The organism is Pseudooceanicola nitratireducens, from assembly GCF_900109195.1.
In the GTDB taxonomy this organism is placed as follows: Bacteria; Pseudomonadota; Alphaproteobacteria; order Rhodobacterales; family Rhodobacteraceae; genus Pseudooceanicola; species Pseudooceanicola nitratireducens.
In genome coordinates, this window is the sequence record NZ_FNZG01000001.1 from 585,597 (window position 1) to 608,703 (window position 23,107).

Consider the following 23,107-nt stretch of genomic DNA (forward strand, 5'->3'; position numbering starts at 1 on the left):
TCAGGCCGGAATTGCACTGCAGCAGATTGACGCCGCTGGCGGTGCCGCTAACAGTGGGCCGTCACGAACAGATTACAGGTGCCAGATGACCCTTGCCGCAGGCCGCCCCTACCTTGCCATTCCCGGTCCCTCGGTCATGCCCGATGCGGTCCTTCAGGCGATGCATCGCCCGGCGCCGAACATCTACGAAGGCGCGATCGTCGACATGGTGCGGGCCATGATCCCCGACCTGACCGCCGTTGCCGGCACGAATAACAAGGTCGCAATTTACATCGCCAATGGTCACGGCGCCTGGGAAGCCAGCCTGAGCAATATCGCCAGCGCCGGGGAAAAGGTCCTGGTCTGCATCACCGGGCGCTTCGGCAATGGCTGGGCCGAGATGGCCGAGGGGCTGGGCATCGTCGCGGACCGCCTGGATTTCGGCAAGACCGACGGCATCGACGCCGCCCGCCTGGAAGAGGCGCTGCGCGCCGACACCAACCACGATTACAAGGCTGTCCTGTTTAGCCATGTCGATACCGCGACCTCGCTTCTCAACGACCCCCGGGTGCTGCGGAAGGCGCTGGATGCCGCCGGACACCCCGCGCTGCTGATGGCGGATTGCATCGCCTCCATGGGGTGCGAGGAGTTCCGCATGGACGACTGGGGCGTCGACGTGGCCCTGACCGGCAGCCAGAAGGGCCTGATGGTCCCGCCCGGCCTGTCGTTTGTCTTCGTCAGCCCCAAGGCCGAGGCCGTGCGCCACGCGATGCCGCGCGTCTCGCGCTACTGGGACTGGGTGCCGCGCCTCGACGCGGAATTCTTCTATCAGTTCTTCGGCGGCACCGCCCCGACGCATCACCTGTACGGCCTGCGCGCCGCGCTGGACCTGCTGCACGGCGAAGGCATGGAGAACGTCTGGAAACGCCACGACACGCTGGCCCGCGCCATCTGGGCCGCTTGCGAGGCCTGGGGATCGGGCAACGGCGCGCTGCGCATGAACGTCCAGGATCCCGCGCTGCGGTCCCATGCGGTGACCGCGCTGTCGCTTGGCGGCAAGGACGCGGCCCGGCTGCGCGCCTGGGTGGCCGAGAACGCCGGCGTCACCCTGGGCATCGGCCTGGGCATGGAAACCCCCGAGGATCCGCGCGGCGAAGGCTATTTCCGCATCGGCCACATGGGGCATCTGAACGCCCATATGGTGCTGGGTATGCTGGGCACGGTCCAGGCCGGCATGCAGGCGATCGGCGTGCCCTATGGCCCCGGCGCGCTGGATGCGGCGGCGGCGATCACGGCCGTCTGAAGGCCTAGACGCTGACAGATGGTGAAGACGGCTGGGGGCGGCATGCACGCGCCTTCAGTCTCGGCGCAGGCGGTCGATGCCCAGATTGATCAGCCAGCCTGCCGCCATCACCGCCGGAAAGCCGAACAGCGACCAGATCACGCCGAAGATCCACAGCAGGTTGAAGAACCCCATGACCAGCGTGGGGCCCGTGTAGTTCGGCGCGCGTGTCACGCGATTTGAGAGGCGGCGGTCAGACATCTTTGGTCCTGCGGCGATCCCGATGAACCCCTACGGGCATCCCCGCCAGGGCCATCCTGTGACGCCCTGGCAGGGTCCGGCGGGACCCATGGGGCATTCAGGAAATCTAGACCACGGGTCCTTTGCGTCACGTAAATTCTGCGTGCGCCGCTGCGCAGCATAGGCGCAGGGGTGTAGGAAGGCCGCGCGGCCTCGATCTAGCCCTGGGCGGTCTCGCGGGCGTCCTTCAGCGCCGGGCCGAAGTGTTCGGCCAGCACCGCCATATCAGCGTCCGTGCCGCAGGAGACGCGGATGCAGCGGTCCTGTGGGGCGACAAACGGCATCCGCACGAAGACACCGCGCCGGGCCAGGGCCGCCACCATCGCGCGCGCCTGATCTCCGGTGCCGCCCATGTCGACGGTCACGAAATTGGTGGCCGAGGGCAGGGCCGTCAGCCCGTGGTCCTTTGCGACTCCGGCAATCGTCGCGCGCGAAGCCCGGACCTGGTCCACGACCTGCGCCAGATATTGCTGATCCTCCAGCGCCGCCAGCGCGGCCACCTGGGCCGTGCGGTTCATGCCGAAATGGTTGCGGATCTTTTCAAACGCCCGGATCAGCGGCGTGGCCCCGATGGCATAACCGATCCGCGCCCCTGCCAGCCCGTAAGCCTTTGAGAAGGTGCGCATGCGGATTAGGCGGGGATCCTCGATATCCAGATCGACGGCGGCCTCGGCGGGCGCAAATTCGGCATAGGCCTCGTCCAGGACGAACAGGGTGTCCGGGTTCAGATCCTCAAGCGCCGTGGCGATGTCTTCGCCGCGCCAGTGGCTGCCCATGGGATTGTCCGGATTGGCCAGATAGACCAGCTTGGCCCCGGTGTCGTTCGCGCGGGCGATCAGGGCGGGCAGATCCTCGGCATCATCGCGATAGGGCACCATCTCCAGCACGCCGCCAAAGCCGTTCACGTGGTAGTTGAAGGTCGGATAGGCCCCGGATGAGGTCACGACACCATCGCCCGGTTCGACCACCAGCCGCACCAGATAGCCCAGAAGCCCGTCGATGCCTTCGCCCACGACGATATTTTCGGGCGTGATCCGATGGTGCGCGGCCAGCGCCTGGCGCAGGTCGTGACTGATGGAATCGCCGTATTTCCAGATCTCGCGGTCGGCCTTTTCCATCGCCTTCAGCACCCGGGGCGAGGGGCCGAAGACGCTTTCATTGGCCCCAAGGCGTGCGGCAAAGGGGGCGCCCCGGTCGCGTTCCAGCGTTTCCGGCCCGACGAAAGGCACCGTTGCGGGCAGGCTCTCGACCAGTTTGGTGAACCTTGGTGGCATTGCAATTCCTCCCCTTCCGGGCCGCTTCGGGCCGACGTGTCTGCGCCGGGATACCCGGGGCCATGGGGTGGGGGCAAGGGAAAGCCCTTTCGTGATGCCCCGGACGTGGTGCCCCGCGAATGACGCCCCGCTAGTGACGCTATGTCGGACTGGCGCGCGGACTGCCGCCGGGGCAGTCTGCCGCCAATTGATTTGGTCAATTGAATTGGGAGGACCGAAAGATGAGCCGAGTAGACACGCAGATCCGCGATCACGTTGCCCACGTGACCCTGACCCGCGCCGACAAGATGAACGCCGTCGATCCGGAGATGGCCGAGGCCATCGTCGCCGCCGGCGAAGCCCTGAAGGGCAACGAGGAGATCCGCGCCGTGCTGCTTTCGGCCGAGGGCAAGGGCTTTTGCGCCGGCCTTGACGTGGCCAGCTTTGGCCAGCACGCCAGCGGCGGCGACCAGACCGACCGTATCGTCGCCCGGACCCATGGGCCGTCGAACCTGATGCAGCAGGTCGCCATGGTCTGGCGCGAGGTCCCCGTGCCGGTGATCGCTGCGGTGCATGGCGTGGCCTTCGGCGCGGGCTTCCAGCTGGCCCTGGGTGCGGATGTGCGCATCGCGGCCCCCGGCACGAAATTCGCGGTGATGGAGGCCAAGTGGGGCCTGGTGCCCGACATGGGCGGCATGGTCCTGATGCCGAAACTGATGCGCTCGGACGTGATCCGTCTGATGACCTACACGGCCGAACCGGTCAGCGCCGAGAAGGGCGTCGACTGGGGGTTTGTCACCGAAATCGCCGAGGATCCGCACGCCCGCGCGCTGGAGATCGTGACGAATATCGCGCAGAAGTCGCCCTCGGGCACGCGGCTGGCCAAGTCCCTGATCGCCGTGGCGGAAAGCAATTCTTCCGAGGCCGAGGTGCTGATGGCGGAATCCGTCGAACAGGCCAAGCTGATCGGTGGCAAGCACCAGCAGGAAATCGTCATGGCCAACATGCAGAAGCGCGCGCCGAACTTCTGAGGTTTTGGGGTTCGTCGGGCTTCTGGTCCGGCGGACCGCCCCACGGCTGGCGTCGGGGGGAGTATTTCTTGCAAGATGATAGGGAACCGGGTCGCTTTGGATTTCGGGCCGGTTTTGGTCGGGGGGCTAGGGTTGTCTTGGGCGGAGCCATTGTCTGGCCGGGTGCCCCTGGGCGGGCCGTGCTGTTGAGTATTTTGGGCAAGATGATCGATCGGGCGGGGCTTGGAGGAGGGGGGGCGCTGAGTTCCATGCGGGTCTTTTGGGGACTTGGAGCCAGAGGGTTTGGCAAAGCCGCGCTTTGGCGGGGCGAACGGGCAAGAGTTTTAGGTGATTTGAAGGTGCGGGCGGCTCTTTATTTGATTGCCGGTGCTTTGGGCCTATCTGGAGCGGCCCGGGAGTGGTGCCTGTAGAGTTTTATCCTTCGGGGTGCGCTTTGGGCGCGTTGGCCGGGCGAGTGATCTTCGCAAGTTGAAGGGCGCGGGGGGCTGTTGCACCCAAAGGTTCCGTGATGATCCGGGTGAGTGCCCGTCCGCGATGTTCTTTTCGACTGGTGGGGATGAGCGAGCTTTGCGAGGCCGGGGGCGCTTGCCAGCCATTTGGCCGAGCAATCGGGGGTCACGGAAGAAACGAAGCAGTGGAGGGATCTGCGAGCGCGTTCTTTGTAGGCGTAATCTGAGGTTCTGTCCGCTAGGGATCGCGGTGCTATGGGGCAGATGTGTCGTGCGGCGCGGGAAGCTTAGGGCCGTGCTGAGCCGAAAGGAAGGGGTGCCTTTTCGCGGCACAGAGGAAGCGGTGGCGACGGCGAAGTAGTGGCGGAGATACGATGCATGGGCATACGATGCATGCTCTGAAGAAAGCCCTAATGTCACAAAGAAAAAGGCCGGCGCGGGTGCGCCGGCCTTTTCGGTTCGTCCTAGTGAAGATCAGCCTGCAATCCGTTCCTCGGGGCGGAAGTTGATCCGGTCTGAGACGGTGAACTGACCCGCCGCGACCTTGCGCAGCTTGCCTTCGCGCAGCAGGCGGCCGAAGTGGCGCAGCCCGTCCTCGCGAGAGAATTCGTCGGCCAGCGCCTGGCGCGCCTTGCCCATCAGCTGGGGCCGGGTGAATTCGTCACGGCCTTCGATGAAGGCGAGATAGGAGGCCGCGGCCTCGAGGATCTCGGGCAGCTCGAAGGCCCCGACGCGATCCGCGAATTCGGTGAAGGACGCGGCGTTGGCGGCGGCGGCGCGGGCGTGGGCCTTAGCCCCGTGGTCCATGTCTTCGTCGCGGATCTGGCGCTGCTCGGCCTCTTCCTCGCGCTGGGCGAGGTCGGCGACGCGGATGCGGCGGGGGCGCACCGGCCCGGCCGAGGCGTCACGGTCGACGCGCTGTTCGGCCACCAGTTTCAGCGGCGCGGGGCGGTCTTCGGCCCGGCGGGCCGGCGTGTCGCCGCGCAGGGCGGGGCGGCGCGGGCGGACCACCTGGGCCAGGTCGTCGCGGTAGGCGTCGGCCTTTTCCTGGCTGTCGTCCTCGGGTTCGACACCGGCTTGTTTCTCGGCCTTGGTGGCGGCCACGGCGGCGCGCAGATGAGCGATCGCCGACCGGCGGCGGGTGCCATCGCTGTCACCCAGCTGGTTGTTGGTTTCCGCCAGGATCCGGTCCATGTCGCCATCGGCGCGGTCCATCAGGCGGCGGCGCGGAGAGATGCGGGGCTGGTCGTCCTGCGCCGGGGCCGCGTCTTCGACGGCGGCCTGGGCGGCTTCGTCCTCTTCCCACTGGGCGATGTCGGCGGCGCGCTGCGCGTCCTCGACGTCGTCTTCGTCCTGGTCGTCCGCAACGAGCGCATCGTCATAGGCGTCCGCGTCGTCGGCGTCGTCCGCCGCATCCCAGGAGGTCGTGTCGAAATCCTCGTCCTGCGCGTCTTCGTCGTCGAGGCTGTCTTCGACCATGTCGGCACCGGCGATCTCATCCTCCAGCGCTTTCAGCTCGCTCTGAAGCTCGGCCTCGTCCTCGGGGCTGAGGGTGCTGTCGCCGTAGGTGCGGACGGGGGTGTCCTCTTCTTCCTGCAGGGTGCCGTCCTGAACGGCGGCGTCGAAGTCGCGGCGCTTGACCTTCAGCACGCGGGCCACGGGGCGCGCGGGGGCGGCTTCGGGTTCGGCCTGCTGAACCGGGGCCTCGGCCGGGATGCTGTCGTCAAAGCTGGCGTCGTAGCTGGTGTCGGGCTCGGCTTCGACGGCGTCCCCGTCATGAGCCGCGTCATAGGCTTCGTTATGGGCCACTTCGGCGTCTTCGGCTGCGTCGTCACCGGGCGTCTCGGCATAGGCCAGGGCGGCGGTCAGATCGAAACCCTCGTCAGCGTCCTCGTCCTCGACTTCGTCGGCCTGCATCCAGTCGTCGCCTTCAACGTCGTCCTCTGCTTCGTCTTCGGCCAGGGTTTCACCGATCGCTGCGATGGCGTCGTCGATCTCGGCCTCGGTCTGCGCGTCAGGGGCGTCGTCCAGGTCCTCATCGGCCATGGCGAAGGGCGCGTCGGCAGCTTCTGCGACGTCGTCATAATCATCGTAGTCGTCGTCGGAGGCGGCACTGTCATCCAGCAGCATCTCGGGCATGGGATCGGCGGCAACGGGGGTGTTGTCGACGTCCGACAGGTTGCCCAGCAGGGCGGCGTCGCGGCTGTCCAGCTGTTCGTCGGCGTGTTCGTCTTCGCTGAAATCCGAGGGGGTGAATTCGGTGTCAGTCGGGCGGTTCTTGCTGACCACGTCGCGGATGCGCTGCAGCTTGGCCGCGACCGAAGTCATCTCGGACACGGGGCGCAGGGGCGTGGCGGATTTCGGGGCCTCGGGCGCGTCGGCAACGGGGGCCTGGGCGGCTTCGATGCGGGCGCGGCGGGTCGGGCCGGTCGAGACATGCACGTGCTTGCGCGTGGCCAGCTTGCGCGGGGCCGGGCGGGGCGCGGCGGTTTTGGCGGGTACGATCGCCTGGGCGGTCACGGCACGGGCCTTGGGGGCAGAGGGCGCGGGGGCCTCTGCCTTGGGCGCGTCCTCGGCGGACGGGGCTTCGTCAGCGACGGCTTCGGTGATCTCTTCCGTGATCTCTTCCGGGGCTTCGGCCGCGGGTTCTTCGATGACATCCTGGGCGGTGTCTTCGTGGGCGTCTTCGGCAACGGGCTGGGCTTCGGCCTGCGCGGGGGGCGTCACGGCTTCTTCGTCAGCCACATCTTCTGCCACGTCGGCCTGGTCCAGCGTGGCACTGTCCTGACGCAGCACGATACCGGTGTCGTCCTGGCGGGCTTCGACCCGGCGGGCGGCGGCGCGGCTGGCCAGACGGGCCAGAAGCTCGGGGTCGGGGGTCGGCGGTTCGGCCCCGAAGAAACGGTCATCCGCAGCCAGGTCGCGGAAATATTCGGCGATCGCCTTCATCGTGGTGAAAGCGTCATCGAACCCTTCGAGAGTGCACGAAAACGTGCCATAGGACACGGTAAGAATTTTGTTAGACTCAGCCACGGTTTCTCTCGCCTCTTGTCACTGCCTGTATGGGGGGACATGACTTTTCCCACCTCTGTCGGCCCTGACGATGCGTCCCAACAGGTTCGAATCTAAGGAAGGGACCGTGTCATTTTGTGACAATTTCGTGGAAGCTGTCCACTTTGGCCCCTAATCAGAGACAATCCCAATCACTTCAATACCGGGTTTATGACCATCAATGTCTGAAGAAATCGTTAGCGCCGAAGGACCTGTGCTGCTGTTCGGCGGTGCTCTGACGCCTGCCGCACAGGCCGCGCGCGATGCGCTGATCCCCTGGGCAGAGCTGAAGGATGCGCCCCTTGTGGCCGCAGACGGCGGCGCGCGGCTGGTGCTGGGGGGCGGGCTGGTGCCCGATGCGGTGATCGGTGATTTCGACAGTTTAAGCGATGCGGACCGCGCGCAGCTGGACCCGGCGCGGCTGCACCACATCCGCGAACAGGAAACCACGGATTTCGACAAGGCGCTGCGGTCGATCCGCGCCCCGGTCGTGGTCGGCATCGGGTTCCACGGCGCGCGCATCGACCATCACCTGGCGGCGATGTCGGTTCTGGCGCGCCATCCCGACCGGCCCTGCATCCTGGTCGGGGAAGAGGACGTCACCTGCCTTTGCCCGCCCCGGATCACCCTGGACATGACCCCGGGCGACTGGCTGTCGCTGTATCCGCTGGCCCCGGTGACGGGCCGGTCAAGCGGGCTGGACTGGCCGATCGACGGGCTGGACTTTGCCCCCGACGCCCGCATCGGCACCTCGAACCGGGTCGGCGCGGATCAGGTCCGGCTGACGATGGACGCCCCGGCGATGCTTCTCATATTGCCGCGCCGGGCCCTCCGCCCGCTGCTTGCGGCGCTGTCACGGTCTGACGCGCGATGGCCCTCTCGCGCAGGATGACGTAAAGCCCCGCGCCGCAGGTGATCGCGATCCCGACCGAGGCAAGCCCGTTCGGCAGGTCGGAAAAGACCACCCAGCCGATCATCGTGGCCGCCGGAATTTCCAGGTATTGCATCGGGGCGAGCGTGGCCGAAGGCGCATAGCGCAGCGACCAGGTCATCAGCAGGTGACCGAAGGATCCCAGCACGCCCAGCACCAGGTACAGCCAGATCGCGCTGTCGGGGATCGCCGCGAAGCTCAGCCCGGGCAGATCCAGCGCCGCGCCCAGTCCGGCCAGCGGAAGCAGCAGGGCGACGGCCATCACGCCGCTGACCCCCTGCATGGCGATCGGATCGGTTTCCTTGGCGATCCGCCGGGTCACCAGCATGAAGAACGCAAAGCTGAAGGCGACAAGGACCGGCAGAAGAGCGGGCCAGCCGACCTGGGCAAAGCTGGGCTGGATCACCAGAAGCGTGCCGACAAAGCCGACCGCACAGGCGCTTAGGCGCCGCCAGCCGACCTCTTCCCCCATGAAACGCCAGCCAAGCAGCAGCAGGATGAAGGGCATCACGAAAGCGATGGCGATGGTTTCCGCCAGCGGCAGGAACCGGAGCGAGGCAAACATCAGCCCGACCCCCGCCACATGGGTCACGGTACGCAGGAAGACAAAGAAGGTGACCCGCCGCGACATGGCAAAGGGACGGCGCAGCAGATAGGCCAGCGGCACCAGGAACAGCGCCTGCATGGTGAACCGCAGCAGCACCACCTGGAACACGGGTTGGCCCAGCTCGGGCTGGCCCAGAAGTTTCGCGGTCGCATCGCTTAGGGGCGCAACAAGGCAGAAGCCCAGCATCAGCATGATACCCAGAACCGGGCGGTCTTCGGACATGTCTTTTCCTGTCAATTCGGGTCAGACATGAAGATCACGGGTGCCCCCTTCGGGTCCAGCCCGAAGGGCGCGCACGGCGCGACATACCCGCCTCTGCAGGGATGCGCCGGCGTGGGGATCAGCAGTTGGGCACGTTCACGGCCAGGCCGCCAAGTGACGTTTCCTTGTACTTTTCATGCATGTCGCGCCCGACCTGCCGCATCGTTTCGATCGCCGCATCCAGGGGCACGAAATGCGTGCCGTCGCCGCGCAGCGCCAGCGATGCCGCGCTGACCGCCTTGATCGCGCCCAGGGAATTGCGTTCGATGCAGGGCACCTGCACCAGGCCCTTCACCGGGTCGCAGGTCATGCCCAGGTGATGTTCCAGCGCGATTTCGGCGGCGTTCTCGATCTGCTCGGGCGTGCCGCCCATCACGGCGCAAAGCCCCGCTGCCGCCATGGCCGAGGCCGATCCCACCTCGGCCTGGCAGCCTGCTTCGGCACCCGAGATCGAGGCGTTGAACTTGACCAGCCCGGCAATCGCGGCGGCGGTCAGCAGAAAATCGGGCACGCGCGCCTCGGCTGCTCCCGGGACATGGTCCAGGTAATAGCGGATCACAGCGGGCACCACGCCGGCCGCGCCATTGGTGGGCGCGGTGATCACCTGTCCTCCGGCGGCGTTTTCTTCGTTCACGGCCATGGCGTAGATGGCGATCCAGTCGTTGACCACATGCGGCGCGGCCAGGTTCAGCCCGCGATCGCGGATCAGCTGGTCACGGATCGCCGGGGCGCGGCGGCGCACGTTCAACCCGCCGGGCAGGATGCCCTCGGTCTCCAGCCCCCGGTCCATGCAATCGCGCATCACCTGCCAGATCCGCAGGCTGCCCTGTTTCAGCGCGGCGGCCCCGCCGCCACTGCGCGCGACCTCGTTGCGTTCCTTCATCTGCGCGATGCTCAGCCCCGAGCTGCGCGCCATCTCCAGCATCTCTGCGGCCGACTTGAAGGGGAAGGGCACCGGTGCGCCTTCGTCGCTGGCGGTGCCAGCGGCCAGTTCATCCGCGGTCAGGACAAAGCCGCCGCCGATGGAATAGTAGATCTCGGACAGGATGACGTCGCCCTGGCTGTCCAACGCCTCGATCGTCATACCGTTTGCGTGGCCGGGCAGGGGGGCATCGAAATCGAACCGCAGGTCGGTTTCGGGGTCGAATTTGAGCGTGGGCAGATCCGCCGGGGTGATCTGCCGGGTCTTGTGGATCTCGGCCAGGGTCGCCTCGGCGGCCTCCTGGTCGAACGTGTCGGGGCGGAACCCCGCAAGGCCTAGGATCACCGCGCGGTCGGTGGCATGGCCCTTGCCGGTGAAGGCCAGCGATCCGTAAAGCGTCGCCCGCAGGCCCGAGGCGGAGAAGGGCGCGGCCCGCAGACGGTCCAGGAACCGCGCCGCCGCCACCATCGGGCCCATGGTATGGGACGAGGACGGGCCGACGCCGATCTTGAAGACATCGAAAATGGACAGGAACATGGGGCAGACCTTTGGTTTCTTCCATGATCCTGACCGATAACGGCGCGGACACACCACCGGAAACGACGCTCGCCCGCGCGAAAACGCCGGTCACCCTTGCAGTCGGGCAGGCAGTGGGGGCCTGGCTGTGCGATCTCGCACAATCCTGCGCCGTCGCCGTGGCGCAGGAACGCGATGCGCGACCGGGCCGACCAATTCCATCTCGCCCTTCGGGGTCCCGCGCCCTATAAGCGAGACACCCCAGAGGAGAGCACGCCCATGTCCGGAGATCTGTCACCCATCGACAAGGCCAAGTATGTCGCGGCCAAGCGATCCGTGGATTATGTCGAGGACGGGATGCGGGTTGGTCTGGGCACCGGCTCGACCGCCGCATGGATGGTGCGCTGTCTGGGCGAACTGGTGCGAGAGGACGGCCTGAAGATCAAGGGCGTGCCCACCTCGACCCGCACCGCACAGCTGGCCCGAGAGGTCGGCATCGACGTGATTTCCCTGGACGAGGCCAAGTGGCTGGACCTGACCATTGACGGGGCGGATGAATTCGACGGCGGGCTGAACCTGATCAAGGGCGGCGGCGGCGCGCTGCTGCAGGAAAAGATCGTGGCCACCGCGTCCGACCAGATGATCGTGATCGCGGACGTGGGCAAGCAGGTGGACACGCTCGGTGCCTTTCCCCTGCCGATCGAGGTCATCCCCTTCGGCTGGCAGACCACCCAGGCCCTGGTCGAGGAAACGCTGATCTCTCTGGACGTGCTGGGCCGGAATTCGACCCTGCGGATGAACGGCGCGACGCCCTTTGTGACGGACGAGGGCAATTACATCCTCGATCTGCACCTCAACCGCATCGGAGAACCGCGCCAGATGGCGATGGTGCTGAACCAGATGCCCGGCGTGGTCGAGAACGGGCTGTTCATCGACATCTGCGACTGCGTGATCGTGGGCTATGGCGACGGCCGGGTTGAGGTGCGCGACATCAACGCCGGCACGGTCGAGGAAAGCCGGCTGGATTTTCTGGAAGACGACAACCTGTTCGCCGATCTGGGGGATTGATCGGATGGGGGCCGGGGTCTCTAGTTTCTCTCGGAACGGTGGTTGAGTGAGCCGCTTGCGAAATCGCCTTGGTGACGTAGCCACCCTTGTTTTAATTTCGTCCGTACATTCGAGTTAAGTCCCGCCCGGCGGCACGCCGGGCAGCGCCGACCCGCCCCCCTGGGGCGGCGCTTTTGCGCCACCCCGCGGGCCGGCGCTGCCCTTTGCACAGACCTCAGAACTTGATGTGCCGGTTTGAAAGGGGATTTGCGCCCCAGGGCTCCGCCTGTGATCTGGCGGCCCGCACGCACATCAAACCCGCATGACCCTGCATGCCTGCAGGGCAAGGGCCATTGCACTGGCCATCCCCGCCCCCATGTGGGATAGGAATGCGCAACGACCCAAGGATGCCGGAAAGTGAGTGATATGAGCGATTTCGACTATGACCTCTTCGTGATCGGAGGCGGCTCGGGCGGGGTGCGCGCCGCCCGTGTGGCCGCAGGCGAAGCCGATGCCAAGGTCGCCATCGCCGAGGAAAGCCGCTATGGCGGCACCTGCGTCATCCGCGGCTGCGTGCCCAAGAAACTGATGGTCTTTGCCAGCACCTACAGCGACATGGTCGACGACGCCCGCGCCTATGGCTGGGACCTGAACGACGGTGACTTCCACTGGCCCAAGTTCCAGCAAAAGCTCTCGGCTGAACTGGAGCGTCTGGAAGGCGTCTACCAACGCCTGCTGGACGGATCGGGCGTCGAACGCTTCGACCAGCGCGCCAAGTTGGCCGATGCCCATACGGTCGAACTGGCCGACGGCACGAAGAAGACCGCCAAGCACATCCTGATCGCCACCGGCGGCACCCCCGTCCGCCCGGACCTGGAAAACGCCGACCTGGGCATGGTCAGCGACGACATCTTCGACATGAAGGACCTGCCCGGGTCGATCCTGATCATCGGCGGCGGGTATATCGCCTGTGAATTCGCCGGCGTCTTCAACGGTCTCGGGGTCGAGGTCACGCAATATTATCGCGGGGCGCAGATCCTGCGCGGCTTCGATGACGAAGCCCGCGGGCTGATCGCGGAAGAGATGCGCACCAAGGGCGTCGACCTGCATTGCGGCACCGACATCCTTGAGATGTCGAAAGACGGCGATGGCATCCGCGTCAAGGCCACCAACGGCACCGAAAAGGTCTTTGACAAGGTGCTCTTTGCCACCGGACGCCGCCCCAACAGCCGCGACATGGGGCTTGAGGACCTGGGCATCGAACAGGGTCGCAACGGAGAGATCCTGGTCGACGAATATTCCCAGACCAAGGTGCCTTCGGTCTATGCGATCGGCGACGTCACCGACCGCGTCAACCTGACGCCGGTGGCAATCCGCGAAGGCATGGCCTTCGTGGAAACGGTCTTCAAGGGCAACCCGACCAGCCCCGATCACGACCTGATCCCGACCGCGATCTTCACCCAGCCCGAGATGGGCACCATCGGCCTGAGCGAGGAAGCCGCCCGCGACCAGGAGCCGATCGAGGTCTACGTCAGCTCGTTCAAACCCATGCAGCAAAGCTTTGCAGGCCGGTCCGATCGTGTTCTGATGAAACTGATCGTCAGCCAGGAAACCCGCAAGGTTCTGGGCTGTCATATCGTCGCCCCCCAGGCCGGAGAGATGATCCAGCTGGCCGGCATCGCCGTAAAGATGGGGGCAACCAAGGAAGATTTCGACCGCACCGTGGCGGTGCACCCGACCATGGCGGAAGAAATCGTGACAATGCGGGTTCCGACCCGAAAGTCTTGAATTTTGCCCTGAAATGCACAGTTTTGGGGACAAGAGCGAACACAGGTAAGTGAGAAGGATAGCTATGGCTGGTAATTCGGGCGGCCCTTGGGGCGGCGGCGGTAATTCCGGCGGAGGGCGGCAGCAGCCTCCCTCTGGCGGCGGAGGGGGCGGGCGACGCCCCGAGGGGGATGGACCGCAGATCCCGGATATCGACGATCTGATGCGCAAGGGTCAGGACCAGCTGCGCGTGCTCATGGGCGGGCGCGGCAACGGCGGCGGGGCCAATGGCTCTGGTGGTGCGCCGGGCGGGCCCAAGCTGACCCGCGGCTCGGTCGTGATCGGCCTTGGCATTGCGGCGGCTCTTTGGCTGACCGCCAGCTTCTACACCGTCCGACCCGAGGAACAATCGGTCGAGCTGTTCTTTGGCGACTACTATTCCACCGGCAACCCCGGTCTGAACTTCGCGCCCTGGCCCTTCGTCACCTACGAGGTGATCCCGGTGACCCGCGAACAGACCGAGGATATCGGCGTGGGCGGTCAGCGCGGCGGTGACGCCGGCCTGATGCTGACCGGCGACGAGAACATCGTCGACATCGATTTCCAGGTGGTCTGGAACATCAGCGATCCCAGCAAGTTCCTGTTCAACCTGCGTGACCCCCGCATGACGATCCGCGCCGTGTCCGAATCCGCTATGCGCGAGATCATCGCGCAGTCCGAACTGGCCCCGATCCTCAACCGTGACCGTGGTGCCATTGCCGGCCGCCTGCGCGACCTGATCCAGTCGACGCTGGACAGCTACGACAGCGGCATGAACGTGGTCCGCGTGAACTTTGACAAGGCCGACCCGCCGGCCCAGGTCATCGACGCCTTCCGCGAGGTCCAGGCGGCCGAGCAGGAGCGCGAGCGCCTGACCAACCAGGCCGATGCCTATGCCAACCGCGTCCTTGCCGGCGCACGGGGTGAGGCCGCGCAGGTCCTGGAAGAATCCGAAGGCTACCGCGCCCGCGTCGTGAACGAGGCCGAAGGTGAAGCCAGCCGCTTCAGCGCGGTTCTGGAAGAATACGCCAAGGCCCCGGAAGTGACCCGCAAGCGTCTGTACCTGGAGACCATGGAAGAGGTGCTGGGCCGCGTCGACAAGATCATCCTGGACGAACAATCCGGTGGTCAGGGCGTCGTTCCCTACCTTCCGCTGAACGAACTCCAGCGCAACCGAAGCAACGATCAGCAGGGGGGCAACTGACATGAAACGCTCTGGTTTCCTTTTGATCGCAGTCGCCGTTCTGGTGATGGTCGCTCTCAGCTCGCTCTTCATCGTGGATGAACGCGAAAAGGCCCTGGTGCTGCAGTTCGGCCGCGTCGTCGACGTGAAGGAAGACCCCGGTCTCGCCTTCAAGGTGCCGCTGATCCAGGAGGTCGTGCGCTATGACGACCGCATCCTGTCGCGCGACACCGACCCGCTTGAGGTCACGCCGCTGGATGACCGCCGCCTGGTGGTCGACGCCTTTGCGCGCTACCGCATCACCGATGTGGAACAGTTCCGCCAGGCCGTTGGTATCGGTGGCATCTCGGCTGCGGAAAGCCGGCTCGATTCGATCCTGCGCTCGCAGATCCGGGAGGTGCTGGGTTCGGTGTCCTCGAACGACATCCTCTCGGCGGACCGGGCGGCACTGATGCTGCGCATCCGCACCGGCGCACGGGACGAGGCCGCGAACCTCGGGCTTGAAATCATCGACGTCCGACTGAAGCGCACCGACCTGCCGCGCGAAAACCTTGATGCGACCTTCGCCCGGATGCGGGCCGAACGGGAACGCGAGGCCGCCGACGAAGTCGCACGCGGCAACGAGGCCGCTCAGCGCATCCGCGCCCAGGCCGACCGGACCCAGGTGGAAATCGTCTCGGACGCAAACCGCCAGGCCGACATCATCCGCGGTCAGGCCGATGCGCGCCGGAACGCCATCTTCGCCGAGGCCTTCGGTGCCGATCCGGAGTTCTTCGACTTCTACCGGTCGCTGACCGCCTACCAGCGCGCGCTACAGGACGGGAATTCGACCATGGTGATCAACCCCGACAATGAGTTCTTCACCTATCTGAAGTCCACCGGTGGCGCTGCACCCGCGGCCCGCCCGGCGGCGGCCCCTGCGGCCGATGCGGCCCCCGCCGGCGCGGCTCCGGCTGATCCTGCGCCCGACGCCCCGGCCGAGCCGGTCACGTCCGGGACCGGAGAGGCCCCCGCGACCGAATGACGGGTCTGCTGATCCTGGCCTTCGGGCTTGCACTGATCCTGGAGGGGCTGGCCTATGCGCTGGCCCCTTCGCTTGTGGAACGCCTGCTCGAGGCGCTGAGGGCGCTGACCCTGGATCAGCGCCGCCTTCTGGGCCTGTCGGCGGTCACCCTGGGCGTGCTTCTGGTCTGGCTGGCGCGCGCGCTTGGCACCCAGCTGGGCGTCTAGCCGCGCCGCCCCCGAGAGCGTAAGCCTTTTCACGCCGCCTTCACGCGCCTTTGTCTATCCGCGATTGGCTTTGAGTTGCGGACATGCCACCCTACATATCAAACCAGTGATATCCGGCGCGCCGGGCAAGGCCGCGCCACGTTCCATTCAAGGAGAAACGGGAGTGAGCATTGAAATGACATCTCCGCAACAGGCACACCGACAGGACCGGGGGCAGGAACAGGGGCAGGGGCTCGGCGGCAGGACCCGGTCCGGGGCCCGCGTGATCGCACGGCCCATGAAGGCCGCGACAGGGGCGCAGCTGATGCGCTCGCGCGGGTTCGTGACGCTGCTTCTGGCGACCCTTCTGGTGCTGGCCCAGGCCATCCAGGCCATGGCGCGCCCCGAAAGCTTTGCCGACCTCGCCGACCGCTTCAGCCCGGCGGTGGTCAATATCACCACCTCGACCATGGTGGCGGGCCGTGAACAGGGCTCTCCGATCGTACCCGAAGGATCCCCGTTCGAGGATTTCTTCCGCGAATTCCAGGACCGCAACCGTGGTGACCGCGCGCCGCGCCGCTCCTCGGCGCTTGGATCGGGTTTCGTGATTTCCGAAGACGGCTACATCGTGACGAACAACCACGTCATCGCCGGCGCCGATGAGATCACCATCGAATTCTTCAACGGGACCGAGTTGGACGCCGAACTGGTCGGCACCGACGAAAAGACCGACATCGCCCTGCTGAAGGTCACCGCCGACAATGCGCTGCCCTTCGTCAACTTCGGCGACAGCGACCTGGCCCGCGTGGGCGACTGGGTCGTGGCCATGGGCAACCCGCTTGGTCAGGGCTTCTCGGTCTCGGCCGGGATCGTTTCGGCCCGCAACCGCGCGCTCTCGGGCACCTATGACGACTACATCCAGACCGACGCCGCCATTAACCGCGGCAACTCGGGCGGACCGCTGTTCAACCTCGACGGAGAGGTGATCGGCGTAAACACCGCGATCCTGTCGCCCAATGGCGGGTCCATCGGCATCGGTTTCTCGATGGCTTCCAACGTCGTGAAGGGCGTGGTCGACCAGCTGAAGGAATTCGGCGAAACCCGCCGTGGCTGGCTGGGCGTGCGCATCCAGGACGTGACCGAGGACATGGCAGACGCCATGGGCCTGGAAACCGCCTCGGGCGCGCTGGTCTCGGACGTGCCGGAAGGTCCGGCGATGGAAGCGGGCATGCAGGCCGGTGACGTCATCACCTCGTTCGACGGGGTCGAAGTGGCCGACACCCGTGGCCTGGTCCGCCAGGTCGGAGCCACCCAGGTCGGCAAGACCGTGCGTGTGACCGTCTGGCGCGATGGCAAGACCGAAACGCTGAAGGTCACCCTGGGCCGCCGCGAAGAGGCCGAGGCACAGGCCGTGCCCGCCGCCCAGCCGGGCGGAGAAGAGCCGGTCGAGAAGGACCTGATGGGCATGTCCCTGTCCTCGATCACCGCCGATCTGGCCGAACAGCTGGGGCTGGATGCCGATGCAAAGGGGCTTGTGGTGCGCGACGTCGACGAGGCATCGGAAGCCTATGAGAAGGGCCTGCGCGCCGGGGACCTGATCACCGAAGCCGGTCAGCAGCAGGTCTCCACGATCTCGGAGCTTGAGGAACGCGTGGCCGAGGCCGCGGACGCGGGCCGCAAGTCGATCCTGCTTCTGATCCGCCGCGAAGGTGAGCCGCGCTTTGTCGCGCTGCCGATCTCGGACCAGTGATCCGCTGATCCGATACGATCCGGGCCGGGCCATGCGGCCCGACCGACCCAATCCAACCCCGAAAGGCCGCGCCGATGCGCGGCCTTTCTGCTTGCGCAGCGCTGTTCGCGCGGGGCTGTGTACATGTTGCGGGGCGGAGGGGGAAATGACCCGGTCAATCCGGCCGCTCGCCTGTTAGTTGAACCGGGCGTAGGCGCAGGAGGAGCCATTTGGCACACTAGAGCCTGTGGTGAAAATCTTTGAAAACAAGGGGCTTAAAGGGCTTTCCCTACCCGAAAGAACAGGCCCGTTTCCACTTTGGCAACGAAACCTGCGCCGAAGCCTCAAACCGATCATTTCCGAAACTTTGCCATTTTTTCGTCCCAAATAGTAATTAATAAATACCCCGAGCAGATAGGTAGAGCAGGTAGAACAATGCTTACGGAATCTTCGAGCAAAACATCCCTGTGGGGTGGGCTCAGCGCGGGGGCGAAGACCGCCGCAATGGGCACGGCAGGGGTCGCCCTTTGGGGGTCTCTCGCGTTTTATTTCGTAGTGGGCGGAGAAGAAGCACAGGTCGCGGATACGCTGGAGCCGTCGGAACGGCTGTTCCTGCGGATGGAACTTCCCGAAACGGTGCTTCTGGACGGATGTGTCGAAAACTTTGGCGGGTCCGCCTGTGCCGACAAGGGCTGGATCATCATCTCGGAAAACAAGGAACGCGCACGGTCGACCATGATGCCGCGGGGCCTGACCGAGGCGATGCCCGCGCCGCTCTGGACCGAGGTGGTGGCGCGCCATTCCATGTCCGATGCCGACTGCAAGGCCACGCTGGAAAAGGAACTGCCCGAGTGGCTGGGCAGCGGATCCCGCGCCCGCCCGGGCCTGCACGCCACGCTGGTGCCCGACCGGTTCACCGCCTGCCAGGCCCGCGCGTCGGGCATTGATCCGGTGATCGACGCCCAGGCCTTCTGGATCATGAAGGACCACAAGATCGTTGCCGAACTGCGCTGTTCCCTGCCGGTTGAAGACCGCAGCGCGGATTGTCAGCTTTCGGCCTTCCCCGACCACGGCGACTATGTCGTGTCCTATTCGCGGCTGCCCGCCGCCAACGTGTCGTCCATCGTCGATCAGACGGGGCACATGATGGGCGTCCTGTCCTCGAACATGCCCGAAGGCATGCAGGACCGCGTCGATCTGAGCTTCCTGGATGGGAAGATCGCCTTTGACGAGGCCTCGGCCCATGCGCTGTCCTCGCTAGGCAACATGGTGCGCTGAGAGCTTTTTGAATCTGATGCGAAAGGGCGGAGCGATCCGCCCTTTTTCTTTTCCGGCCCGCCGATCTGCTCACCGCGCCCTGACGTGCGCGTTTCGCCCCTAAAGCGCGTCGGGATCCTGGCGCAGCTCGATCACCGCATCGGGCAGGGGGTCTCTTTCCACGTCGATCTCTGCCAGCCCCAGCTTGCGCGCGCCCGCCAGCGACAGGATCCCGCTGTCGAGCCCGAGCGGTGCCTGGTAGCGCCGCACCGCCTGGCGCGTCGCCTTGTCCATCAGCCCGTGTTCCCGCCCGCGATACAGCCCGCGCGCCTTCAGCGACCGCTGAAGAGAGGCCACGAAATCCCGGGTCAGCATGTCGGGGCAGGGGGTGCGGAACCACAGTTCGCGCCGTTCGCGGACGATGCGCTGCTGGGTTTCGGTCTTGTAGACGGCCGGGGCCTCGACCGTGCCGTCCGAGCGCACCTGCGCCGGCTGCATCAGGATCTGTTCGGTGACGGTTTCGATCACGGCGGGGCTGGCCTCCTGTCCCCAGCAGGCGTCGGCGGGGGATCCCGGCGGCGGGGTGGAGTGGATCTGGATGACCTCGGGTTCGCCCACGCCCGGGACGGGCAGGGGCATGTCACAGGCGACAAGGGCCGTGATGGCAAGCCCGGCGGTCAGCGACCGGATTTGGATGCCCCTTGCGGACCCCCGGGAGGGCATTGCGCGGTCTTGGGCACGGGGGGAGGCGCTGGCGTCCGGGCGGCGCGCATGGGCCACGCCAGGGGGGGCGGTGCGTCTGCCTGGGATCATCGGGGCCTGCTGCTCTCTCTCGGGTCGCGCGCCCTGAGGGCGGGATCTGGCGCAGTCTATCCGGTTTCGCGGGCCGGCGGAAGGGGCGGGGGCATGGCCCGGGATCGTCACCTTCGGGACGGTGCCGGACTGCGCGCGCCGGGTTTCGGCTCCCCGAGTGCTTTCCGGCGCGGCCCGATCAGCCTGGTCCAGGGTCGCCGGGCATATGGTCCCCCGGCCCGCCGGGGCGCAGCAGCTCATCCAGCATGTAGGAGATATCCTCGACCTCTTCGGCGATCACATGGGTGACCTCGTTCTCGCGCTGAAGCCGGCCTGTGACCCGCAGCATCCGCCCGGCAATCACCGCGCGGCGGAACCGTTCGTAAAGCTTGCGCCAGACGATGACGTTCACCACGCCGGTCTCATCTTCAAGCGTCAGAAAGATCACCCCCTTGGCGGTGCCGGGGCGCTGACGCAGGATCACCAGCCCGGCCACGGCGATCCGCGCCCCCTGTGGCGGCAGGTCCAGCATCCCGGCCGGAAGGCAGGCGGGCGGGCGCGGCCAGGGATGGGGATCGGGCTGGCGCGGATCGGGAAAGGGCGGGGGCGTGACATCGCGCATACCTGAACAAATAGCGAACAACGTAACGTCCTGCAAGCTTTGCGGGATGGCGCGGCAGATTGGGGGCTGGCAGGGCGGCAGAAGCATGTCTAGATACGCAGCGAACAGGTAAAGGAACAGCGTTATGGCCAAGATCACCTATATCGAACACAACGGAACCGAACATGTCGTGGACGTGGCCAATGGCCTGACCGTCATGGAAGGGGCCCGCGACAACGGTATCCCGGGGATCGAAGCGGATTGCGGCGGGGCCTGCGCCTGTTCCACCTGCCATGTCTATGTTGCGCCCGAATGGGTTGAAAAGCTGCCCGCCCGCGAGGACATGGAAGAGGACATGCTGGATTTCGCCTACGAGCCCGATCCCGCACGTTCGCGCCTGACCTGCCAGATCAAAGTGACCGACGCCCTGGACGGGCTGGTCGTGCAGATGCCCGAAAAACAGATCTGAGGTGGCGGGGGTGCTCAGGCCCTTCGGCTCGCGCGCCCCGAGCCCGCCCTTCGGGGCGCGGCGCAGGCGTTTGCGCCCCTGGGGCCCGCGCGCCCGCCGCGCGGCGTCCATGGCGGGCCTGTGGCTGGCGGCGCTGGCCCCCGCGGTCGGGATGACCTCTGCCGCCCGGGCCCAGAACGCCGCCACCCGCGCCAATGCCGCGCCCACGGTGCTGGCTGCCCGCTATGACGGCCCCACGACCCGCTACGCCCACGGCGTGCTGGGCGATGCGATCGAACATACGACCCTTGTCCTGACGCTGGACGACGGGGTGGAGCGCCGCTTTACCCTGCCCGAAACCCTGGTCTTCGAGGACACCGCCCCCCGGCTGGCCGATGTCTCGGGCGATGGCCGCCCCGAGGTGATCGTGGTGGAAAGCGACGTGAAGCTGGGCGCGCGTCTCGCGGTCTACACCGCCCAGGGCCGGCTGACGTCCACCGCTCCGATCGGGCAGGCCAACCGCTGGCTGGCCCCGGTCGGTGCCGCGGACATCGACGGCGACGGCGCGATCGAGATCGCCTATGTCGACCGCCCGCATCTGGCCCAGATCCTGCGCCTTGTGCGCCTTGAAGGCGACGACCTGATCGAGACGGCAACGCTGCGCGGCGTCACCAATCACCGGATCGGCTGGGACTATATCGTCGGCGGCATCCGCACCTGCACCGGCCGCCCCGAGATCATCCTGTCCACCGGCGATTTCCTGGCGAACCTGTCGATCTTCTGGGCCCGGGACCAGCGCCTTGATACCCGCGCCGAGGGCCGCTTTACCGGCCGCGACAGCCTCGAGGCCCTGCTGCGCTGCGAAGGGTAGGCCTAGGGCGGTTCCGCGGGTCACAGCGAACGCTTCACTTGTACCAGGCGGTCCGGCTCTCGGGAAAATACCTCTTAAAATCGGCTAGGCATCAAAGACCCACAGAGATTTCCAGACACAGGGCAAGCGTCATGCCCCCTCCTCCCCCTCTGCCACAACGAACCAATGCCGGGCCAATCGACCCCGCACGCAAAACCGGGCCAAACCCGCCCCCGACCAAACCAGACAAAGAAAAAGGGGCCCGAACCGGACCCCTTCACCTTACCCCAGCATCCGCCAGCCGATGTCGGATCGATAGAACCCCTCGGGCCAGTCGATCGCCTGCGCCATGGCATAGGCGCGGTCGCGGGCCTCCTGCAGGGTGGCCCCGCGGGCGGTGACGTTCAGCACCCTTCCGCCGGTGGCCAGAACCTGGCCCTTTGCTTCGCCCTGACCCTGGGTCGTGCCGGCGTGGAAACACACCTGGGATGAGCTCTCCTCCAGCGCGTCCAGACCGCGGATCACCGTGCCCTTGTCGTAGGCCCCGGGATAGCCCTTGGCGGCCAGCACCACGGTCATCGCATGGTCATCCGCCCAATTCGCCCGCGCCTTGTCCAGCGTGCCCTCGGCGGCGGCGATCAGCAGGTCCAGCGCCTGGGCCCCAAGCCGCAGCATCAGCACCTGGCATTCCGGGTCGCCAAAGCGGCAGTTGTATTCCACCAGCCGCGCCTGGCCGTCCTTGATCATCAGCCCGACATAAAGAACCCCGGCATAGGGGGTGCCGCGCTTCTCCATCTCGCGCAGGGTCGGATAGACGATCTGGTCCATCACCTGGGCCTGGATCTCGTCCGACAGGACCGGCGCGGGGGAATAAGCCCCCATGCCGCCGGTGTTGGGGCCTTCGTCGCCGTCAAAGGCGCGCTTGTGGTCCTGGGCGGTGCCCACGGGCAGGGCGTTGACCCCGTCGCACAGCACGAAGAAGGACGCCTCTTCGCCCTCCATGAATTCCTCGATCACCACTTCGGCCCCGGCGGATCCGAATTCACCGCCGAACATGTCGTCGATCGCGGCGAGGGCGGTTTCTTCGTCCATAGCGACGATCACGCCCTTGCCGGCGGCCAGACCGTCGGCCTTGACGACGATCGGCGCGCCCTCGGCGCGGATGTAATCCTTGGCGGGCCCGGCTTCGGTGAAACGGGCGTATCCGGCGGTCGGTGCCCCGGCGGCGTCGCAGATTTCCTTGGTGAACCCCTTCGAGGCCTCAAGCCGCGCAGCTTCTTTCGACGGGCCGAATACCAGAAAACCAGCATTTCGCAGGTCATCCGCCACCCCGGCGGCCAGAGGAGCTTCGGGCCCGACGATAATGAAATCGATCGCGTTTTCTTCGCAGAACTGGGCGACGACACCGCCGTCCAGGATGTTCAGATCCGCACATTCCGCGATCTTGGCGATACCGGCATTGCCCGGGGCCACGATCAGCTTGTCGCACTTGGGATTTTGCAGCGTGGCCCAGGCCAGCGCATGTTCGCGGCCGCCGCCGCCAAGGATCAGGATGTTCATGGACAGGTCCCCCGGGGATGCTTTTGCGGGGTTCTAGGCAGGC

The 23,107-nt window shown here is 66.3% G+C and carries 20 protein-coding genes; 12 read left to right on the forward strand and 8 right to left on the reverse strand.

All coding sequences use genetic code 11. From position 1 onward, the window contains the following. Nucleotides 1-85 precede the first annotated feature (85 nt). A complete protein-coding gene (locus BMX99_RS02750; protein ID WP_093446918.1) occupies nt 86-1,282 on the forward strand; it encodes a pyridoxal-phosphate-dependent aminotransferase family protein in 1,197 nt (398 codons plus the stop codon). Nucleotides 1,283-1,336: 54 nt separating this feature from the next. On the opposite strand, the gene BMX99_RS02755 is transcribed toward BMX99_RS02750, so the two are convergent. Further along, nucleotides 1,337-1,522 carry a hypothetical protein gene (locus BMX99_RS02755; RefSeq protein WP_093446921.1) on the reverse strand — a complete coding sequence of 62 codons (186 nt, stop codon included), beginning with the start codon at nt 1,520-1,522 and terminating at the stop codon, nt 1,337-1,339. 197 nt (nt 1,523-1,719) lie between these two features. Then, nucleotides 1,720-2,835 (reverse strand): pyridoxal phosphate-dependent aminotransferase, encoded by a 1,116-nt coding sequence (locus BMX99_RS02760; protein ID WP_093446925.1) that lies wholly within the window; start codon nt 2,833-2,835, stop codon nt 1,720-1,722. 221 nt (nt 2,836-3,056) lie between these two features. Between BMX99_RS02760 and BMX99_RS02765 the strand changes: the two genes are divergently transcribed. Continuing rightward, the gene (locus BMX99_RS02765; protein WP_093446929.1) at nt 3,057-3,845 is read left to right on the forward strand and encodes a crotonase/enoyl-CoA hydratase family protein; all 789 of its coding nucleotides are present in this window, start codon (nt 3,057-3,059) and stop codon (nt 3,843-3,845) included. Between the two features lie 923 nt (nt 3,846-4,768). Here BMX99_RS02765 and BMX99_RS02770 read toward each other — a convergent pair. Further along, entirely contained in the window at nt 4,769-7,327 is a 2,559-nt protein-coding gene (locus tag BMX99_RS02770) for a hypothetical protein (RefSeq protein ID WP_139199407.1), read from the reverse strand. A 199-nt stretch (nt 7,328-7,526) separates the two neighbouring features. Here BMX99_RS02770 and BMX99_RS02775 point away from each other — a divergent pair, with 199 nt between their 5' ends. After that, on the forward strand, nt 7,527-8,237 hold the full coding sequence (locus BMX99_RS02775) for a thiamine diphosphokinase (RefSeq protein ID WP_093446935.1): 711 nt from the start codon (nt 7,527-7,529) through the stop codon (nt 8,235-8,237). On the opposite strand, the gene BMX99_RS02780 is transcribed toward BMX99_RS02775, so the two are convergent. Further along, entirely contained in the window at nt 8,155-9,105 is a 951-nt protein-coding gene (locus tag BMX99_RS02780) for a DMT family transporter (RefSeq protein WP_093446938.1), read from the reverse strand. The genes BMX99_RS02775 and BMX99_RS02780 overlap by 83 nt on opposite strands. A 118-nt stretch (nt 9,106-9,223) precedes the next feature. After that, nucleotides 9,224-10,603 (reverse strand): L-serine ammonia-lyase, encoded by a 1,380-nt coding sequence (locus BMX99_RS02785; RefSeq protein ID WP_093446941.1) that lies wholly within the window; start codon nt 10,601-10,603, stop codon nt 9,224-9,226. 258 nt (nt 10,604-10,861) lie between these two features. Here BMX99_RS02785 and rpiA point away from each other — a divergent pair, with 258 nt between their 5' ends. From rpiA to BMX99_RS02820, 7 genes are all read left to right on the forward strand, one after another. Further along, on the forward strand, nt 10,862-11,650 hold the full coding sequence (gene rpiA / locus BMX99_RS02790; protein ID WP_093446943.1) for a ribose-5-phosphate isomerase RpiA: 789 nt from the start codon (nt 10,862-10,864) through the stop codon (nt 11,648-11,650). Between the two features lie 405 nt (nt 11,651-12,055). Beyond that, complete coding sequence (gor, locus tag BMX99_RS02795; RefSeq protein WP_093446946.1) at nt 12,056-13,417, forward strand: glutathione-disulfide reductase; 1,362 nt, start codon at nt 12,056-12,058, stop codon at nt 13,415-13,417. 64 nt (nt 13,418-13,481) lie between these two features. Continuing rightward, nucleotides 13,482-14,639: an FtsH protease activity modulator HflK gene (gene hflK / locus BMX99_RS02800; RefSeq protein ID WP_093446948.1), complete on the forward strand. Its 1,158-nt coding sequence runs from the start codon at nt 13,482-13,484 to the stop codon at nt 14,637-14,639. A gap of 1 nt (nt 14,640) precedes the next feature. Further along, nucleotides 14,641-15,642, forward strand: a complete 1,002-nt coding sequence (gene hflC / locus BMX99_RS02805) for a protease modulator HflC (protein ID WP_093446951.1) — start codon at nt 14,641-14,643, stop codon at nt 15,640-15,642. Beyond that, nucleotides 15,639-15,848 (forward strand): DUF2065 domain-containing protein, encoded by a 210-nt coding sequence (locus BMX99_RS02810; RefSeq protein ID WP_093446954.1) that lies wholly within the window; start codon nt 15,639-15,641, stop codon nt 15,846-15,848. The genes hflC and BMX99_RS02810 overlap by 4 nt, the downstream gene beginning before the upstream one ends. Before the next feature lie 304 nt (nt 15,849-16,152). Further along, nucleotides 16,153-17,577, forward strand: coding sequence for a DegQ family serine endoprotease (locus tag BMX99_RS02815; protein WP_093448402.1), 1,425 nt, complete (start codon nt 16,153-16,155; stop codon nt 17,575-17,577). Between the two features lie 534 nt (nt 17,578-18,111). Next, a complete protein-coding gene (locus BMX99_RS02820; protein ID WP_139199411.1) occupies nt 18,112-18,834 on the forward strand; it encodes a hypothetical protein in 723 nt (240 codons plus the stop codon). A gap of 99 nt (nt 18,835-18,933) precedes the next feature. Here the strand turns inward: BMX99_RS02820 and BMX99_RS02825 are convergent, their stop codons facing one another. Continuing rightward, nucleotides 18,934-19,452 (reverse strand): peptidoglycan-binding domain-containing protein, encoded by a 519-nt coding sequence (locus BMX99_RS02825; RefSeq protein ID WP_244525601.1) that lies wholly within the window; start codon nt 19,450-19,452, stop codon nt 18,934-18,936. 352 nt (nt 19,453-19,804) lie between these two features. Then, nucleotides 19,805-20,227, reverse strand: coding sequence for an OB-fold nucleic acid binding domain-containing protein (locus BMX99_RS02830; protein ID WP_093446963.1), 423 nt, complete (start codon nt 20,225-20,227; stop codon nt 19,805-19,807). A 124-nt stretch (nt 20,228-20,351) separates the two neighbouring features. Here BMX99_RS02830 and BMX99_RS02835 point away from each other — a divergent pair, with 124 nt between their 5' ends. Both BMX99_RS02835 and BMX99_RS02840 read left to right on the forward strand, forming a co-directional pair. Next, nucleotides 20,352-20,675, forward strand: a complete 324-nt coding sequence (locus tag BMX99_RS02835) for a 2Fe-2S iron-sulfur cluster-binding protein (protein WP_093446965.1) — start codon at nt 20,352-20,354, stop codon at nt 20,673-20,675. Between the two features lie 109 nt (nt 20,676-20,784). Continuing rightward, nucleotides 20,785-21,525: an FG-GAP repeat domain-containing protein gene (locus BMX99_RS02840; protein ID WP_139199412.1), complete on the forward strand. Its 741-nt coding sequence runs from the start codon at nt 20,785-20,787 to the stop codon at nt 21,523-21,525. 261 nt (nt 21,526-21,786) lie between these two features. Here BMX99_RS02840 and purD read toward each other — a convergent pair whose 3' ends face one another. Beyond that, on the reverse strand, nt 21,787-23,064 hold the full coding sequence (gene purD, locus BMX99_RS02845) for a phosphoribosylamine--glycine ligase (protein ID WP_093446968.1): 1,278 nt from the start codon (nt 23,062-23,064) through the stop codon (nt 21,787-21,789). Nucleotides 23,065-23,107: the final 43 nt, after the last annotated feature.

What these genes read in the sequence shown, in the direction of transcription:
- BMX99_RS02750 (WP_093446918.1), top strand. Translation starts at nt 86, where the DNA reads ATGACCCTTGCCGCAGGCCGCCCCTACCTTGCCATTCCCGGTCCCTCG.
- BMX99_RS02755 (WP_093446921.1), bottom strand. Translation starts at nt 1,522, where the DNA reads ATGTCTGACCGCCGCCTCTCAAATCGCGTGACACGCGCGCCGAACTAC.
- BMX99_RS02760 (WP_093446925.1), bottom strand. Translation starts at nt 2,835, where the DNA reads ATGCCACCAAGGTTCACCAAACTGGTCGAGAGCCTGCCCGCAACGGTG.
- BMX99_RS02765 (WP_093446929.1), top strand. Translation starts at nt 3,057, where the DNA reads ATGAGCCGAGTAGACACGCAGATCCGCGATCACGTTGCCCACGTGACC.
- BMX99_RS02775 (WP_093446935.1), top strand. Translation starts at nt 7,527, where the DNA reads ATGTCTGAAGAAATCGTTAGCGCCGAAGGACCTGTGCTGCTGTTCGGC.
- BMX99_RS02780 (WP_093446938.1), bottom strand. Translation starts at nt 9,105, where the DNA reads ATGTCCGAAGACCGCCCGGTTCTGGGTATCATGCTGATGCTGGGCTTC.
- BMX99_RS02785 (WP_093446941.1), bottom strand. Translation starts at nt 10,603, where the DNA reads ATGTTCCTGTCCATTTTCGATGTCTTCAAGATCGGCGTCGGCCCGTCC.
- rpiA (WP_093446943.1), top strand. Translation starts at nt 10,862, where the DNA reads ATGTCCGGAGATCTGTCACCCATCGACAAGGCCAAGTATGTCGCGGCC.
- gor (WP_093446946.1), top strand. Translation starts at nt 12,056, where the DNA reads ATGAGCGATTTCGACTATGACCTCTTCGTGATCGGAGGCGGCTCGGGC.
- hflK (WP_093446948.1), top strand. Translation starts at nt 13,482, where the DNA reads ATGGCTGGTAATTCGGGCGGCCCTTGGGGCGGCGGCGGTAATTCCGGC.
- hflC (WP_093446951.1), top strand. Translation starts at nt 14,641, where the DNA reads ATGAAACGCTCTGGTTTCCTTTTGATCGCAGTCGCCGTTCTGGTGATG.
- BMX99_RS02810 (WP_093446954.1), top strand. Translation starts at nt 15,639, where the DNA reads ATGACGGGTCTGCTGATCCTGGCCTTCGGGCTTGCACTGATCCTGGAG.
- BMX99_RS02815 (WP_093448402.1), top strand. Translation starts at nt 16,153, where the DNA reads ATGCGCTCGCGCGGGTTCGTGACGCTGCTTCTGGCGACCCTTCTGGTG.
- BMX99_RS02825 (WP_244525601.1), bottom strand. Translation starts at nt 19,452, where the DNA reads ATGCCCCTGCCCGTCCCGGGCGTGGGCGAACCCGAGGTCATCCAGATC.
- BMX99_RS02830 (WP_093446963.1), bottom strand. Translation starts at nt 20,227, where the DNA reads ATGCGCGATGTCACGCCCCCGCCCTTTCCCGATCCGCGCCAGCCCGAT.
- BMX99_RS02835 (WP_093446965.1), top strand. Translation starts at nt 20,352, where the DNA reads ATGGCCAAGATCACCTATATCGAACACAACGGAACCGAACATGTCGTG.
- BMX99_RS02840 (WP_139199412.1), top strand. Translation starts at nt 20,785, where the DNA reads ATGGCGGGCCTGTGGCTGGCGGCGCTGGCCCCCGCGGTCGGGATGACC.
- purD (WP_093446968.1), bottom strand. Translation starts at nt 23,064, where the DNA reads ATGAACATCCTGATCCTTGGCGGCGGCGGCCGCGAACATGCGCTGGCC.